The 15036-nt window shown below is 70.0% G+C and carries 17 protein-coding genes; 12 read left to right on the top strand and 5 right to left on the bottom strand.

The features are described from left to right. Window position 1: 1 nt before the first annotated feature. The 3 genes from cyoC (at window position 2) to AC1M14_RS05270 (ending at window position 1667) form a co-directional block, all read left to right on the top strand. Window positions 2-616, top strand: coding sequence for a cytochrome o ubiquinol oxidase subunit III (gene cyoC, locus AC1M14_RS05280; RefSeq protein ID WP_102773800.1), 615 nt, complete (start codon window positions 2-4; stop codon window positions 614-616). Next, window positions 616-966 carry a cytochrome o ubiquinol oxidase subunit IV gene (cyoD, locus tag AC1M14_RS05275; RefSeq protein ID WP_102773801.1) on the top strand — a complete coding sequence of 117 codons (351 nt, stop codon included), beginning with the start codon at window positions 616-618 and terminating at the stop codon, window positions 964-966. Before cyoC ends, cyoD begins: the two co-directional genes overlap by 1 nt. 107 nt (window positions 967-1073) lie before the next feature. Next, window positions 1074-1667 (top strand): nitrogen fixation protein NifQ, encoded by a 594-nt coding sequence (locus AC1M14_RS05270; RefSeq protein ID WP_209165712.1) that lies wholly within the window; start codon window positions 1074-1076, stop codon window positions 1665-1667. On the opposite strand, the gene AC1M14_RS05265 is transcribed toward AC1M14_RS05270, so the two are convergent. After that, window positions 1661-3736: a TonB-dependent receptor family protein gene (locus tag AC1M14_RS05265; protein ID WP_479731785.1), complete on the bottom strand. Its 2076-nt coding sequence runs from the start codon at window positions 3734-3736 to the stop codon at window positions 1661-1663. The genes AC1M14_RS05270 and AC1M14_RS05265 overlap by 7 nt on opposite strands. Window positions 3737-3825: 89 nt before the next feature. Here AC1M14_RS05265 and AC1M14_RS05260 point away from each other — a divergent pair, with 89 nt between their 5' ends. The 3 genes from AC1M14_RS05260 (at window position 3826) to AC1M14_RS05250 (ending at window position 5298) form a co-directional block, all read left to right on the top strand. After that, a complete protein-coding gene (locus AC1M14_RS05260; RefSeq protein ID WP_102774154.1) occupies window positions 3826-4041 on the top strand; it encodes a SlyX family protein in 216 nt (71 codons plus the stop codon). A gap of 202 nt (window positions 4042-4243) precedes the next feature. Next, on the top strand, window positions 4244-4606 hold the full coding sequence (locus AC1M14_RS05255) for a DUF4148 domain-containing protein (RefSeq protein ID WP_102773803.1): 363 nt from the start codon (window positions 4244-4246) through the stop codon (window positions 4604-4606). A gap of 389 nt (window positions 4607-4995) precedes the next feature. After that, window positions 4996-5298 (top strand): hypothetical protein, encoded by a 303-nt coding sequence (locus tag AC1M14_RS05250; protein WP_479731155.1) that lies wholly within the window; start codon window positions 4996-4998, stop codon window positions 5296-5298. 82 nt (window positions 5299-5380) lie between these two features. Here AC1M14_RS05250 and AC1M14_RS05245 read toward each other — a convergent pair whose 3' ends face one another. Further along, on the bottom strand, window positions 5381-7681 hold the full coding sequence (locus AC1M14_RS05245) for an NADP-dependent malic enzyme (RefSeq protein WP_111825725.1): 2301 nt from the start codon (window positions 7679-7681) through the stop codon (window positions 5381-5383). Between the two features lie 104 nt (window positions 7682-7785). Here AC1M14_RS05245 and AC1M14_RS05240 point away from each other — a divergent pair, with 104 nt between their 5' ends. The 5 genes from AC1M14_RS05240 (at window position 7786) to AC1M14_RS05220 (ending at window position 11748) form a co-directional block, all read left to right on the top strand. Then, window positions 7786-8748: a LysR substrate-binding domain-containing protein gene (locus AC1M14_RS05240; RefSeq protein WP_102776399.1), complete on the top strand. Its 963-nt coding sequence runs from the start codon at window positions 7786-7788 to the stop codon at window positions 8746-8748. A 176-nt stretch (window positions 8749-8924) separates the two neighbouring features. Next, on the top strand, window positions 8925-9407 hold the full coding sequence (locus AC1M14_RS05235) for a hypothetical protein (protein WP_111826312.1): 483 nt from the start codon (window positions 8925-8927) through the stop codon (window positions 9405-9407). After that, the gene (locus AC1M14_RS05230; RefSeq protein ID WP_102776401.1) at window positions 9407-9895 is read left to right on the top strand and encodes a hypothetical protein; all 489 of its coding nucleotides are present in this window, start codon (window positions 9407-9409) and stop codon (window positions 9893-9895) included. Before AC1M14_RS05235 ends, AC1M14_RS05230 begins: the two co-directional genes overlap by 1 nt. Window positions 9896-9960: 65 nt before the next feature. Beyond that, entirely contained in the window at window positions 9961-10764 is an 804-nt protein-coding gene (locus AC1M14_RS05225; protein ID WP_479731154.1) for an AraC family transcriptional regulator, read from the top strand. A gap of 87 nt (window positions 10765-10851) precedes the next feature. Further along, a complete protein-coding gene (locus AC1M14_RS05220) occupies window positions 10852-11748 on the top strand; it encodes a DMT family transporter (RefSeq protein ID WP_102773806.1) in 897 nt (298 codons plus the stop codon). A 19-nt stretch (window positions 11749-11767) separates the two neighbouring features. Here AC1M14_RS05220 and AC1M14_RS05215 read toward each other — a convergent pair whose 3' ends face one another. Continuing rightward, entirely contained in the window at window positions 11768-12250 is a 483-nt protein-coding gene (locus tag AC1M14_RS05215) for a MarR family winged helix-turn-helix transcriptional regulator (protein ID WP_102773807.1), read from the bottom strand. A gap of 100 nt (window positions 12251-12350) precedes the next feature. After that, a complete protein-coding gene (locus AC1M14_RS05210; RefSeq protein ID WP_111825728.1) occupies window positions 12351-13250 on the bottom strand; it encodes a LysR substrate-binding domain-containing protein in 900 nt (299 codons plus the stop codon). Window positions 13251-13402: 152 nt separating this feature from the next. Between AC1M14_RS05210 and AC1M14_RS05205 the strand changes: the two genes are divergently transcribed. After that, a complete protein-coding gene (locus tag AC1M14_RS05205; RefSeq protein ID WP_479731153.1) occupies window positions 13403-14173 on the top strand; it encodes a sulfite exporter TauE/SafE family protein in 771 nt (256 codons plus the stop codon). A gap of 19 nt (window positions 14174-14192) precedes the next feature. Here the strand turns inward: AC1M14_RS05205 and AC1M14_RS05200 are convergent, their stop codons facing one another. Beyond that, window positions 14193-14972 (bottom strand): SDR family NAD(P)-dependent oxidoreductase, encoded by a 780-nt coding sequence (locus tag AC1M14_RS05200; protein ID WP_111825730.1) that lies wholly within the window; start codon window positions 14970-14972, stop codon window positions 14193-14195. Window positions 14973-15036: the final 64 nt, after the last annotated feature.

Here is a 15036-nt window from a genome sequence, read left to right as displayed (position 1 = left end):
CATGATTCAAGCCGTAGCCACTCTCCCCCACGCGGGTCACGACGATCACGCGCATCATGACGATGGATCCAAGACCGTATTCGGTTTCTGGGTCTATCTGATGAGCGACCTGCTGATCTTCTCGGTCCTGTTCGCCACGTTCGCGGTGCTGTTCAACGCCACCGCGGGCGGCCCCACGGGCAAGGAACTGTTCGACCTGAAGTTCGTGCTGGTCGAAACGCTGTTGCTGCTGTTCTCCAGCTTCACCTTCGGCATGGCCAACCTGAACGTGCACGCCGGCAACAAGAGCCGAGCCATGGGCTGGCTCATGGTGACGTTCCTGTTCGGCGCGGGCTTCATCGCGATGGAAGTCTATGAATTCCATCACCTGATCTCGATCGGCGCCGGCCCGGGCCGCAGCGCGTACCTGTCGGCGTTCTTCACGCTGATCGGCACGCACGGCCTGCACGTCACGTTCGGCCTGATCTGGATCATCGTCATGCTCGACATGATCCGCCGCCACGGCCTGGACTCGATCAACAAGCGTCGTCTGGCGTGCCTGAGCCTGTTCTGGCACTTCCTGGACATCGTCTGGATCTGCGTCTTCACCTTCGTCTATCTCATGGGAGCCATCTGATGTCGCACTCCGCTGCGGCCGCACACGGCCACGACGATCACGCCGCCGACCACGGCACCGTGAAGTCCTACATCATCGGTTTCGTGCTTTCGCTGCTTCTCACCTTCGGCTCCTTCGGCCTGGTGATGAACGGCGCGCTGTCCCATACCGCCACGATCATCGGCGTGGTGGCGCTGTGCGTGCTCCAGCTGCTGGTGCAGCTGGTGTACTTCCTGCACATGGGCGCATCGAAGTCGGCCCGCGACAACCTGGCCACGTTCGTCTTCACCGTGCTGATCATCGCCATCATCGTCGGCGGTTCGGCATGGGTGCTGTACAACATGAACGTCAACATGGGCCACCCCATGTAATGGCGGCCAGCCGTTGAAGCAGAAAAACAGGCGCTCCGGCGCCTGTTTTTTTTCGCCTGCGCGGTTTCGTTATATATTCACATACATAACGAAACCGCGCATCCGCCATGCAAACTCCCGCACTTGCCGACACCGATCGGGCCGAACGGCTCGCCCAGACGCTGCTGCGCCACGCGCCGCCGTGCCATCCCGACGCCGGCTTCTTCGCGGCGGTACTGGGCAAGCGCCTGGCGCTCGGCGACCTGGGCGGCTGCGGCCTGACGCCGCAGGAACTGGATGGCCTGCTGGCGCGGCTGTTCCCGGGCGCCGCGCCGGCCGAACTGCGCGCACAGCGCGCCACCCTCGCCGCGCCGGTCCTGGACGCGGAGCAGGCGGCGTTCAAGCGGATGCTGCGCGGGTTGCTGCAGGCCTGGAGCGTGCCGGCGGCCGACATCACGGCCTGGGTCACCGGCGCGCTGGCCCATGCCTGCCTGCGCCCCGACCACCTGTGGCGCGACCTGGGCCTGTCCGGCCGCGAAGACGTGACCGCGCTGCTGGCGCGCCACTATCCCGGCCTGGTGGCGCGCAACGTGGGCAACCTGCGCTGGAAGCAGTTCCTGGCCTATGCGGCCTACGAACGGGCGGGCCTCGCGCCGGCGCAGGCGCCGGGCTGCCCGGCCTGCGAGGACTACGGCGTCTGTTATCCGCAGCCGCTTCAGTAGCGGTAGGTGGCGCCGACGCCGGCGCCCAGGCTGCGGGCCGCGGCCGGTTCGTAATAGCGGCCGTTGACCTCGTTGACGATCACCGAGCCGGCGTAGCGGCGGTCGAACAGATTGTCCACGCGGGCATAGGCGTTCAGCTCCCACGGCCCCAGTTGCTTCACGTAGCCCAGGCTCAGCGCCGCCACGAAATAGCCGGGCGCGTCGCCGTCGTTGGCGTCGTCGACGTAGACCTGGCTCAACAGGCGCGCCTCCACCGAGGCCTGCCATCCCTCGGGCGGCGCCCAGGCCAGCGACGCATAGGCCGCCTGGCGCGCAATGCCCGGTATGCGGTTGCCGGCGCGGATCGCGCCGGGCCCGTCGTCGACGTAGCGCGCGTCCAGCCAGGTATAGGCAAACCGGGTGCGGCCGTGGCGCGCGAACTCGCCGGACCAGCCCAGCTCCACGCCGTCGCGCCGCGTGCGCCCGGCGTTCTGGTAACTGGTGCGACCGCCCGCGCTGCCGGCCGCGACGATCTCGTCGTCGGTGCCGGTATGGAACACCGCCACGGTCAGCAGGCCGCCGGCGAGCTGCGCCTTCACCCCTGCTTCCAGATTGTCGCTGACGGCCGGCGCCAGCCCGAAATTCAGGCCGGGCGCGCCGCCGGGCCGGTACGAAAGCTCGTTCAGCGTCGGCGTCTCGAAGCCGCGCCCGTACGAGGCGTAGAGGCTGAGCGCCGGATCGGGCGCATAGCGCAGCGCCGCCACCGGCAGCGCCTTGCGGTAGCGCGCCGCGCCGCTGTCGTCGGCGTTGCCGGGCGCGACGTAGCGGTCGTCGGAATCGAACTTGACCGTGCTGTAGCGCAGGCCCGCGTCCAGCGTCCAGCGTTCGGCGAACTGCCAGGACGCCTGCACGTAGGGATCGGCGTTGTAGACGGTATTGGTTTCGTCGCGCCGCAGCGCGCCGCGCACGCCCAGCTGGCGATTCGCCCCGTCGCCGGTGTAGTTCTGGTAACCCTTGCGGTCCTCGCTCAGCGTGTCGTAGGAAAAGCCGCCGATCAGCGTCAACGGCCGGCCCGCCAGCGAGACATCCGAGGTCCAGCGCAGGTCGGCCCCGCCGTAGCGGCGCTTCAGCTCGATGACGCCGCCGGCCTGCGACGGCGCCATCTGCGCGGCCGGCGGGATGGACTGGTACTGCGTGGTGTCGCGCTGGCCGTAATAGACCATCAGGCGCAGGCTGTTGCGCCCGTCGATGGCGCGCTCGTAGACCGCGCCGCCCTGGGTCTGCCTGACGCTTTTGCGCGTGTCGTACAGCTCGGCCAGCGGCGCGGCCCTGGGATCGTCCTGGAACTGGCGATATGTCAGGCCCAATGGGTCCTGCGCCTTCAGGTCCACGCTGTTGGCCACCAGCGTCAGCCGGCTGGCGTCGTCCAGCTGCAGGCCCAGCTTGGCGTTGCCCAGGTTCTTGCGCGCGGCGCTGTGGTCGCGGTAGCCGTCGGTGGTGAACCGGGTCAGGTCCAGCACGTAGTCCAGCCCGCCGGAGGCCCCGTTGGCGCGCAGGCCGTAGCGCCAGGTGGCGTAGCTGCCGCCCCAGCCGCTGGCGGACAGCGAGGGCGGCTCGACCCCGTCTTCGGTGTTCACCAGGATCACGCCGCCGGATGAATTTCCGTACAGCGCGGAGAACGGGCCGCGCAGCACCTCGACCTGGCCGATCGAGCCGATGTCGACGTTCGAGGTCTGGCCCTGCCCGTCCGGCATGGTGGCCGGTATGCCGTCCACGTACAGGCGCACGCCGCGCACGCCGAAGCTGGCGCGCGCGCCGAAGCCGCGGCTGGAAATCTGCAGATCCTGGGCGTAGTTCTGGCGGTTCTGGATCTGCAGCCCGGGCACGCCGGCCAGCCCTTCGGACAGGTTGATCCCGGGCTGGCCGCGGCGCATCTGCGCGCCCTCGACCACGTCCACCGAGGCCGGCGTCTGCATCACCGGACTGCCCAGACGGGTGCCGGTGACCACGACGGCCGGGAGTTCGGCGGAGCCGGGGCCGGGCGCGGCCGGCTGCGCCCAGGCCGCGGCCGCCGGCGCCGAGGCCAGCAATCCCTGCAGCACCCGGCGCCGCGCGCCGCGGTCCAACCATCCTGCCAAATCCGCCTCCTCGATTCCGGGAATCGGTTCTAATGGCGCCCATGGATAACATGCAAGACATCGAACGCCGCCTGCTGGAGCTGGAAGTCAAGGCCAGCTTCGCCGACGACCTGCTGGACCAGCTCAACCAGATCATCGTCCGCCAGCAACAGCAGATAGACCGCCTGATGCGCGAAGTCGCCGAGCTGCGCCAGCAGGCGCCCGAGGGCGCCGCGCCCTTTCGCAGCCTGCGCGACGAGCTGCCGCCGCACTACTGAGACGCCCGCCAATCGATCCCATTAATGGAAACTATAGCCTTAAAATAGGCCGTTCTTTCCATCTATGGAATTATCTTTTACCGATACCAGGGTTTATCCCTACTCCGATTCCGCGCAATATTGAGCCATCGGGAAACAGCAACGAAGCACGACGGATAGGCCGCCGAATTCGCTCCCAAGCTCTTGAAATCGGAGATTTATCATGAAGACCACGAAGACCCTTGCTACCGCCCTGGTGATGTCCCTGGCCGCGCTGAGCGCCGGCGCCTATGCCGCCTCGCCCAACATCGAACCCAACAACGTCCCGTTCCAGGGCGTCTACGGCACCCCGTACGAAGGCCCGACCCGCGCCCAGGTGCAAGCCGAACTGGCTGCCGCCAAGGCCGCCGGCCAGGTCAGCGATGTCGAACCCAACGACATGCCCTTCGCCGGCGTCTACGGCGCCCCCCAATCGGGCAAGACCCGCGCCGAAGTGCGCGCCGAACTGGCCGCCGCCAAGGCTGCCGGCCTGGTCAGCGGCGTCGAACCCAACGACATGCCGTTCGCCGGCGTCTACGGCGAATAAAGCCCGCACGAATCCACCCTTCCCCTTGTTGTACCTTGGCCGCCGGCAGTTCGGGCGGCCTTTTTTGTCGCCGGGCCGCCCCAAGACAAAAACGCCCCCTCGGGGGGCAGCAAGCACGCGTAGCGTGCGCGGCGTAGGGGCCTTTTTTGTCGCCGGGCCGCCCCAAGACAAAAACGCCCCCTCGGGGGGCAGCAAGCACGCGTAGCGTGCGCGGCGTGGGGGCCTTTTTTTCGTTCATCGAGGCGCGCTGCGGTACTATCGCCCCGAGATCCGGCATCACATAACGACTTTACGAATCAGGGAGCCACATCTTGAAAACCACCCGCGTTCTTGCCTCTTTGCTCGTGGCATGCGGCGTCTCGACCACGGCGACCGCTGCGCCGCCGGTCATGCTGAACAATGCCATCATCACCCAGATCCCCAAGGCCGACCGCAGCTCGTTCCACGAGGCCGTCGCGCAGGCGCTGAACAATTCAGCCGACGGCCAGCGCACCGAATGGACCAGCACGCACCAGCCCAAGAAAGCCGCGCCGATCACGGTGCAGCTCACGCCCACCCAAACCACGACGGTCAAGAACGACCAGACCTGTCGCTTCCTGGTGGGCGATTTCGCCCGCGCCGCCACCACGGAAAAATGGCAGTTCTGGTTCTGCAAGCAGCCCGACGGCACCTGGAAGGCCAGCAGCCACTAAGCGCGCCGGCTCGCCAGAAAAAAGCGCGCTGCGCCCATCCTGCGATGGGGCAGCGCGCTTTTTTTGCAGGCTACGCGGGCGATCAGGCCTGGGGCTCGATCCGGTTGGCGTCCAGCACCGTCATCGCCGCCATGTTGATGATGCGGCGCACGGTCGAGCTTGAGGTCAGGATGTGCACCGGCGCGTTCGCGCCCAGCAGGAACGGACCCACCGCCACGTTGCTGCCCGCGGTGGTCTTGAGCAGGTTGTAGGCGATGTTGCCGGCGTCCACGTTCGGGCACACCAGCAGGTTGGCCTCGCCCTTGAGCGAGGACGAAGGCAGGATGCGCATGCGCAGCGCCTCGTCCAGCGCGCAGTCGCCGTGCATCTCGCCGTCGATCTCCAGCTCCGGATCGATCTCGCGCACCAGCTCCAGCGCGCGGCGCATCTTCGCGCCCGAGGCCGAGCTGCCGGTGCCGAAGTTCGAGCGCGACAGCAGCGCCACCTTGGGCGCCAGGTTCATGCGCGCCATTTCCTGCGCCGCCATCACCGTGAACTCGGCGATCTGTTCGGCCGTGGGCTCGTCGTTGACGTGGGTGTCGACCAGCACCACCGTGCGCTCGTTGAGCAGCAGGATGTTCATGGCCGCGTACACGTTGTGGCCCGGACGGCGGCCGATCACCTCGTCCACGAAACGCAGGTGATCGTGGTAGGCGCCGACCGTGCCGCAGACCATGCCGTCGGCGTCGCCCAGGCGCACCATCATCGCGCCGATCAGCGTCAGGCGGCGGCGCATCTCCACCCGCGCCATTTCCTTGGTGATGCCGCGGCGGCACATCAGCTCCCAGTACGTGGTCCAGTACTGATGGAAGCGCTCGTCGTATTCCGGGTTGGTGACTTCCACGTCCTCGCCCAGGCGCAGGCGCAGGCCGAATTTCTCGATGCGGGCCAGCAGCACCGACGGGCGGCCCACCAGGATGGGGCGGGCCAGACCTTCGTCGACCACCACCTGCACCGCGCGCAGCACGCGCTCGTCCTCGCCTTCGGTGAACACGATGCGAGCCTTGCCGCCCTCGCGCACGATGTTTTTGGCCGCCGCGAACAGCGGCTTCATGAACGCGCCCGAGTGGTACACGAACTGCTGCAGCTGCGCCTCGTAGGCCTCCAGGTCGGCCAGCGGGCGCGTGGCCACGCCGTCTTCCATCGCCGCCTTGGCCACCGCCGGCGCGATGCGCACGATCAGGCGCGGATCGAACGGCTTGGGAATCAGGTAGTCCGGGCCGAACGAAATGTCATAGGTGCCGTAGGCCGCCGCCACCACTTCGTTCTGCTCTTCCTCGGCCAGCTCGGCGATGGCGTACACCGCCGCCTTTTCCATCTCGCGCGTGATGGTGGTGGCGCCCACGTCCAGCGCGCCGCGGAAAATGTACGGAAAGCACAGCACGTTGTTGACCTGGTTCGGGTAGTCCGAACGGCCCGTGGCCATCACCACGTCGTCGCGCACGCCGTGCGCCACTTCCGGCAGGATCTCCGGCGTCGGGTTGGCCAGCGCCAGGATCAGCGGACGCGGACCCATCGCCGCCACCATCTCCGGCTTGAGCACGCCGCCGGCCGACAGGCCCAGGAATACGTCGGCGCCCTGGATCACCTCGGCCAGCTTGCGCGCGTCGGTCTTTTGCGCGAAGCGCGCCTTGTCCGGGTCCATCAGCGCCGTGCGGCCTTCGTAGACCACGCCTTCGATGTCGGTGACCCAGACGTTCTCCAGCGGCAGCCCCAGGTCCACCATCAGGTCCAGGCAGGCCAGCGCGGCCGCGCCGGCGCCCGAGGTCACCACCTTGACCTGCTTGATGTCCTTGCCCACCACCTTCAGGCCGTTGATGAAGGCCGCCGACACGGTAATGGCGGTGCCGTGCTGGTCGTCATGGAAAACCGGGATCTTCATGCGGTCGCGCAGCTTGCGCTCGACGATGAAGCATTCGGGGGCCTTGATGTCTTCGAGGTTGATGCCGCCGAAAGTGGCTTCCAGGCCGGCGATGATCTCGACCAGCTTGTCCGGGTCGGTCTCGTTGATCTCGATGTCGAACACGTCCAGGCCGGCGAACTTCTTGAACAGCACCGCCTTGCCTTCCATCACCGGCTTGGACGCCAGCGCGCCGATATTGCCCAGGCCCAGCACCGCGGTGCCGTTGGTGATCACGCCCACCAGGTTGCCGCGGCCGGTGTAGCGGAACACGTTGGCCGGGTCGGCCACGATTTCCTCGCAGGCCGCCGCCACGCCGGGCGAATAGGCCAGCGCCAGGTCGCGCTGGTTGACCAGCGGCTTGGAAGCCACGACCGAGACTTTCCCCGGGGTGGGATATTCGTGATAGTCCAATGCCGCCTGGCGGTCCGACTGGTCATTCATGGAGCTGTGCCTCCTGGTTGAGATAGAAAAATTCTAGGCTCCAAGACATAAGTAGATCATTCGGATTTAATATCGTCCCATTACGTTTACCTTATGTATCCCCTATGACCGCCTTCGATCCGGACCTGGTGGTCCGGAAACTGACCTCGCGGCTGAAGATGCGCCACCTGATGCTGCTGTTGCAGATCGAGCAGCACGGCTCGCTGACCCGGGTGGCCGAGCACATGGCCACCAGCCAGCCGGCGGTCACCAACGCCCTGGCCGAGCTGGAAAACATGTTCGGCGTGCCGCTGTTCGACCGCTCCGTGCGCGGCATGACGCCCACCGCCCTGGGCGCCGTAGTGCTGGCCCGGGCCCGCGCCCTGGTCCACGACCTGGGCCATCTGGTCCAGGAAATGGAGGCGGTGGCCGCCGGCCACGCGGCCCATCTGCATATCGGCGTCATCCCCTTCGTGTCGGGCCAGATGCTGTCGGCGGCCATCGGCCGCACCCTCCCGCAGGGCCGCCACATCACCGCCACCATCCACGAAGGCCAGGGTCCGGCCCTGCTGCGCCAGCTGCGCGACCACAGCCTGGACCTGGTGGTGGGCTGGGCCACCCCGTCGGTGGACATGACCAACATCGCCTTCGAGGTGCTTTACCGCCAGCAGCCGCGCCTGATCGCCAGCCGCCGGCTGGCCGCGCGGCTCGCCCGGTCGCGGCTGGAATGGAACCGGCTGGCCGACCTGGACTGGATACTCGGCACGCCCGGCAGCCCGATCCGCGAACAGGTGGCCGACATCTTCCTGCGCGCCGGGCTCGCGCCCCCGCCGCCCTCGGTGCAGAGCGATTCCTCCAAGCTGATCGGGGAAATGGTGGTCGCCAGCGACCGCGCGGTCACCATCCTGCCGGCCGACATCGCCGACGAACTGGTGCGCATCGCCGGCGCGGCCATCGTGCCGTATTCGTTCGACTGGACCCTGCCGCCGATCTCGCTCTTCACGCGCTCCGACGGCCTGCGCCGCAACGTCGACGCACTGTTCGCCGCCGCGTTGCGCGAGGTCTACACCAAGGGCGCGCGCGTCTAGTGTGCTGTCCCGTAGATACGCCCGCAAAATTGCCAACAAATGCAAATCCGCTACCGGCGCGCAGGCGCGCGCTCCTATACTTGCCGCGCCAGGCATCACGCAGGAGGGCAGGTAGTTTGTCGTACATTTTTTCGCCCGGCGCCGCGGTCCGCGGCGCGCTCGCCCTCGCCGCGCTCATGGCGCTGTCGGGCTGCAGTTCGCTGCTGAGCGAGGGCACCGGCGCGGCCGCCGGCATCGCCGGCACCGCCATCGCCAACAAGGTCACGGACAACCCCACGGTGGCCACCGGCATCGGCCTGGGCGTGCAGGCCGGCGCGCAGGCCGCCCTGGCCTATGCGCAGCGCAAGACCCGCGGCGAGGAGCAGGACGCGATCGCCGCCGCCGCCGGCCCGCTGGCCGTGGGCAAGGTGGCCAGCTGGCAGGTCAGGCACCAGCTTCCCATCGAAAGCGACGCGCAGGGCCAGGTCACCGTCAGCCGGCTGATCGGCGGCGTGGACCTGGAATGCAAGGAAGTGGTGTTCTCCATCGACACCCCGGCCGAACAGCGCGGCGCACCGCCCGCGCGCGAGTTCTACGTCACCACCGTGTGCCGCGACGGCGCGCGCTGGCGCTGGGCCAGCGCCGAGCCGGCCACCGCGCGCTGGGGCTCGCTGCAGTGATGCGCGCCGCAAGCCTGCTGGCGGCCGCCAGCCTGGGACTGGCCGGCTGCCAGAGCTCGTCCATCGGCGGCGCGGCCGGCGCCGTGGTCGGCACGGTCAGCGGCGCGGCCACCGCCAATCCGGTGGCGGGCTACGCCATCGGCGTGACCGTGCAGGCCGCGGTCGACGCCAGCGTGAAATACGTGCTGCGCGAATGGAAGAACGACCAGCAGAACGTCATGGCCAACGCCGCCGGCGAACTCGCCATCGGGCACGTGCGGCAGTGGCAGATCCGCCATGCGCTGCCGGTGGGCAACGAGCGCGGCGCCATCCAGGTGGTGCGCGACATCGACACCCCGCTGACGCGCTGCCGCGAAGTGCTGTTCACGGTCGAGCAGGACCAGGCGCCGGCGCCCGCCTACACCAGCCTGATCTGCCGCCAGCCCGGCGGCCAATGGAAATGGGCCGCGGCCGAACCCGCCGTGGCCCGCTGGAACGGCCTGCAATAGCTTGATCGCGCCGGCCCGGGCGGGCGATACTGCCTGGGGTCCGACTACGGAGGCCGACCGCTCCCATGAACCCAGGCCAGTTCCTCATGCAGCGCAGCGCGCTCGCCGGCGTGCAGGCCGTGGCCGCGCACAGCCGGCACCGGTTCGCGCGTCATACGCACGAGCAGTACGGCATCGGCGTCATGCGCCTGGGCGCCCAGGTTTCCCATAGCGGCCGCGGCCAGGTCGAGGCCGGCCCGGGCCACGTCATCACCGTCAATCCGGGCGAAGTGCACGACGGCGCGCCGCTGGGCGACGGCCTGCGCGCCTGGCAGATGCTGTACCTGGACCCGCAGGTGGTGGCCGAAGCCGCCGCCGGACTGCCCGCCGCCCTGCGCGGCTACGAATTCGAACACCCCGCGCAGGACCGCCCCGAACTGGCCCGCGACGTGCTGGCGCTGTACGCGCAGGCGACGGCCGGCGCCGCGCCGCTGGCTTGCGACGTGCTGCTGCTGCGCATCCTGGCGCGGGCGGGCGCGGCGCCGGCGCGCGGCCGCGACCGGCCGCGCGGCGCGCCCGACGCGATCCGCCACGCGCGCAGCCTGATCGACGACGATCCGGCCGCCGCGCTGTCGCTGGCCGACCTGGCCGCGGCCAGCGGCCTGAGCCGCTATCAGGTGCTGCGGGCCTTTTCCCAGGCCACCGGCCTGACGCCGCATGCCTACCAGATGCAGCGCCGGCTGCTGCTGGCGCGCAGCCTGATCCGCCAGGGCACGGCGCTGGCCGAGGCCGCGGCGGCCGGCGGTTTCGCCGACCAGAGCCACATGACCCGGCTGTTCGTGCGCGCCTACGGCGTCTCGCCGGCGCGCTACGCCCGGGCCGCCGGCTGAGCGCGGGCCGGGCTGCAATTTCGTTCAAGACCTCGCGCGGCCGCCGCGCCTACGCTGCAGTTTTCCTGACTTCACGCGTATCGAGACATGAACAGCCGGATGCAAGGCTATTGCTGCCTGGCGGCCGCCATGGCGCTGGTGGGCAGCACCGTGGTGGCCAGCAAGATCATCGCCACAGGCCTGCCGCCCTTTACCGCCACCGCGCTGCGGTTCGCCCTGGCCCTGCCCTGTTTCGCCCTGCTGATGGCGCTGTCCGGCGCGCGGCTGCCGCGGCTGGACCGCCGCGACTGGCTGCTGCTGGCGGCGCAGGCCATCGCCGGCAGCGTGGGCTACACCGCGCTGCTGATCGCCGGGCTGCAACGGACCTCGGCCGTGGACGGCGGCATCATCCTGGGCACGCTGCCGCTGGTGTCGGCCGCCATCGCCGTCGTGCTGCTGGGCGAGCGCCCGGGCAAGGCCACGCTGGCGGCCATCGCCGCCGCCGCTTTCGGCGTGTGGCTGATGACGCGCCACGCCGCCGATGACGGCGGCGGCTCCTCGCTCGCGGGCAACGCGCTGATCCTGGGCGCGGTGCTGTGCGAAGGCCTGTTCATCCTGCTCAACAAGCGGCTGCGCGTGCCGGTGGCGCCATTGGCGCTGTCGACCATCATGGCGGCCTGCGGCCTTGCCTTCTCGGCGCTGGCCAGCCTGGCCGAGGCGCCGTGGACCCTGTCCCTGCCCGGCCCGGCGCTGGCGGCCACGGCCTATTACGCCCTGGTGCCCACGGTGGGCGGCTTTCTGCTCTGGTATGCGGGAGCGGCCCGCGTGAAGGGCGCCGAGGCCGCGCTCTTCACGGCGCTGGCCCCGGTGGCCGCGGTGGCGCTGGCCGCCGGCCTGCTGGGCGAGACGCTGGCCGGGCAGCAACTGGCCGGCATGGCCTGCGTGCTGGGCGCCGTCGCGATGCTGGGCATCGGAGCAAGGCGGACCAGGGCCGGTTCACCCTGACTGGAGCCACGCACAGGCCCTAGCCGCGGCTGAAGGCCAGCGCGAACTCCTCGGAGAAGATCTCTGCCAGCGCGCGCCGCAGGGCGGCCGCGCGCTCGGCGCCATAGGCGGCCTCGAAGCGGCGCTGCGCCTCGCGCCACAGGCGCCGGGCCTGCGCCAGCTTGGCGCGCCCGGACTCGGTCAGCGCCACGCGGCGGCTGCGGCCGTCCAGCGGATCGCGCGAGGTCTGCACGTAGCCGTCGCGCTCCAGCGGCTTGAGGTTGTGGGCCAGCGCGGAGCGGTCCAGCACCATGGCCCGCGCCAGATCGGTCAGCGAGGGCGTGCCCGCCCGCGCGATGTGCAGCAGGATCGAATGCTGCGACACCTTCAGCCCGCAGGGCGCCAGCACCGAGTCGTACAGCTGCGATACGCGCCGCGTCGCCTTGCGCAGCGCGGCGCCGTTGCAGAGCTGCGGATCGGGCGCATGGAACGGGACGGCGGCGGGGGACGGATCGTCGGGCATGGCGGGCGCGAAAGAAAACCGGGGAGCGGAAGCCGGCCGCGGAGGCCGGCAAGGCCTTAACGCTAACGCCGGCTGGCGTCCGCGTCCAGCCGGGCGGCATTCAGCCGGCCCGCGCGCCAGGCGCGTCGCGCAGCGCGTATTCCACCAGCTCGGCGGCATAGGCCGGCAGCGCGTCGCGCGTGCACAGCACCAGATCGCGCGCGGCCCAGCCGTCGGCCAGCGCCACGCGCCGCACGCCGGCCGCGCGCCCGTAGCGCGCCGCCGCCACGCGCGGGACGATGCCTATGCCCACGCCCTGCCCCACCATCCGGCACACGGCGTCGAAGCTGCGCAGCCGCACGCGGTAGGACAAGGCCTTGCCGCCGCGCCGCGCGTGATGCGCGATATGCTCCTGCAGCGCGCTGCCTTCCACCAGGCCCACGAACTCCTGATCCGCCACCTCCGCCAGCGTGAGCGAGGCGCGCGCGGCCAGCGGATGGCCGGCAGGCACGATGAGGGCCAGCGGATCGTGGCGGAAGGTGACCGTGCGCAGGCCATGCAGGTCGGCCGAGTCCGCCAGCACGCCGATATCGCAGGCGCCGGCGCGCAGCGCGTCGGCGATCTCGTGGCTCAGGCGCTCTTCCAGGTCGACCGACACGCGCGGATGGTCTTTGAGGAAAGCGCCCAGCACCGGCGGCAGGTACTCGCTCATCGCGCTGGTGTTGCACAGCATCCGGACGTGGCCCTTGAGGCCCTGGCCGTAGTGGTCGAGTTCGCCGCGCATGCGGTCCATCTGCGCCAGCACCACCCGCGCATGGTGCGCCAGCGTGCGCCCGGCCGGCGTCGGCTCGACGCCGCGCGGGCCGCGCAGCAGTAGGGGCACGCCCAGCGTGTCCTCCATGCCGCGGATGCGCTCGCTGGCCGAGGCCAGCGTCATGTGCGTGCGCCGCGCGCCGGCCGTGATGGAGCCGGTCTCCTGTACGTTGAGGAAAAGCCGCAGGTCGGTCAGGTCGAATCGCATGCAAAAAGCGTAGCACGCCAGCCTCAGGCCAACCCATAGGCTTGCTACGCGAGATCCCGATTCCGGCCCGGCGATCTCCGACGGACAATGAAGTCCCTGCCACTCGAATGGCCCCGCCCGACGCCCATCGCCTCAGGCGCGGGCATAGCCTCATGACGACCTACGATCTGCTGCCCGGCGCCACGCCCGCCCTGTTCGCCGCCACCCTGTCCATCTTCATCCTGGCCGGCGTGGTCAAGGGCGTGGTGGGACTGGGACTGCCCACGATTTCCATGGCGCTGCTGGCGCTGCTGATGGCGCCGGCCCAGGCCGCCGCCCTGCTCATCGTGCCTTCGCTCATCACCAACCTGTGGCAGGCCCGGCCGTGGCCGTCGCTGCCGGCCGTGCTGCGCCGCGTCGCCGGCATGCAGGCGGGCATCTGCGTCGGCACGATAGGCGCGGCGCTTTGGCTGGGCGCGCCTTCCGGCCGCTGGGCCGGCGTCGGCCTGGGGCTGGCGCTGGTGGCCTATGCCGCCTGGGGCCTGTTCGGATCGCCGCCCAGCGTGCCGGCGCGGCGCCAGGGCTGGCTGGGCGCGGCGGTCGGCGCCGTCACCGGCGTGATCACCGCGGCCACCGGCGTGTTCGTGATTCCGGCCGTGCCCTACCTGCAGGCGCTGAACCTGGGCAAGGACGGCCTGATCCAGGCCATGGGGATTTCGTTCACGGTCTCGACCGTGGCGCTGGCCGCGGGGCTGGCGATCAACGGCGGCTACACGCCCGAGGCGGCCGGCGCGTCGGTGCTGATGCTCGCGCCCGCGCTGGCCGGCATGGCGCTGGGCCAGTGGCTGCGCGCCCGGCTCTCGGCGCGCGCCTTCAAGCTGGTCTTCATGATCAGCCTGGCGCTGCTGGGCGCGTACCAGGCCGCGCGCGGGCTGGCGGGCTAGCGTCCCGTCCCATCCCGTTTCAGGCGGCGATCCGCCTTTCGTCGGCCAGGCCGATGGACACCGACATCTCGCGCCAGCGCGCCAGTTCCTGCTGCACCGCGTGGATCTTGGCGCGCGCCTGGTCGAAGGCGTCGCGCCCCAGGAACAGATGCAGCGGCGCGTACTGCGCCTGGGCCGCGTCGATCAGCACCTGCGCCATCTTGGCCGGATCGCTGCCCTGCCCATGGGGCGCATCGGCCGCGCGCATCGCGCCCGGATACACCAGCGTCACGCGCAAGCCGTCGGGCGCGGCCTGCGCCGCCAGCGCCTCGGTCAGGCCGCTGACCGCGAACTTGGCCGCGCTGTAGGCGCCCCAGTCCGGATGGCCGCCGTCGAAGCCCAGGATCGACGAAATATTGAACACATGCCCGCCGCGCCGCGCGCGCAGGCGCGGCAGGGCCGCCCTGAGCACGTTCAGCATGCCGAACACGTTGACGTCGAAACTGCCGCGCAGCTCCCGGTCCGACAGGCCGTCCAGCGCGCCCTGCAGGCCGCAGCCGGCGTTATTGACCACGACGTCCAGGCCGCCGAAGGCGACCGCCGTGGCTTGCACCGCCCGCCGCACGCCGCGCTCGTCTGCCAGGTCCACCGTCAGCGGCAGAAAGCGGCCTTCCAGCTTTGCGCCCACCGCGTCCAGCAACGCGTCGCCGTCGCGCGAGGTCGCCGCCACTTTGTGTCCCTGCTCCAGCAGCAGCCGGACCAGGCTCAGGCCCAGCCCCTTCGACGCGCCCGTCACCAACCAGATTTTCTCGGTATTCATGCAACCCCCTGCGTTTGCGGGCCCCGCCGGCCACATGCCGCGGGGCTGACGGACCGGGAGTCCC

The organism is Achromobacter sp. SX5 (genome assembly GCF_056711425.1).
Note: the sequence above shows the minus strand (reverse complement) of the source record. Positions and strands in the feature narration are given on the sequence as shown.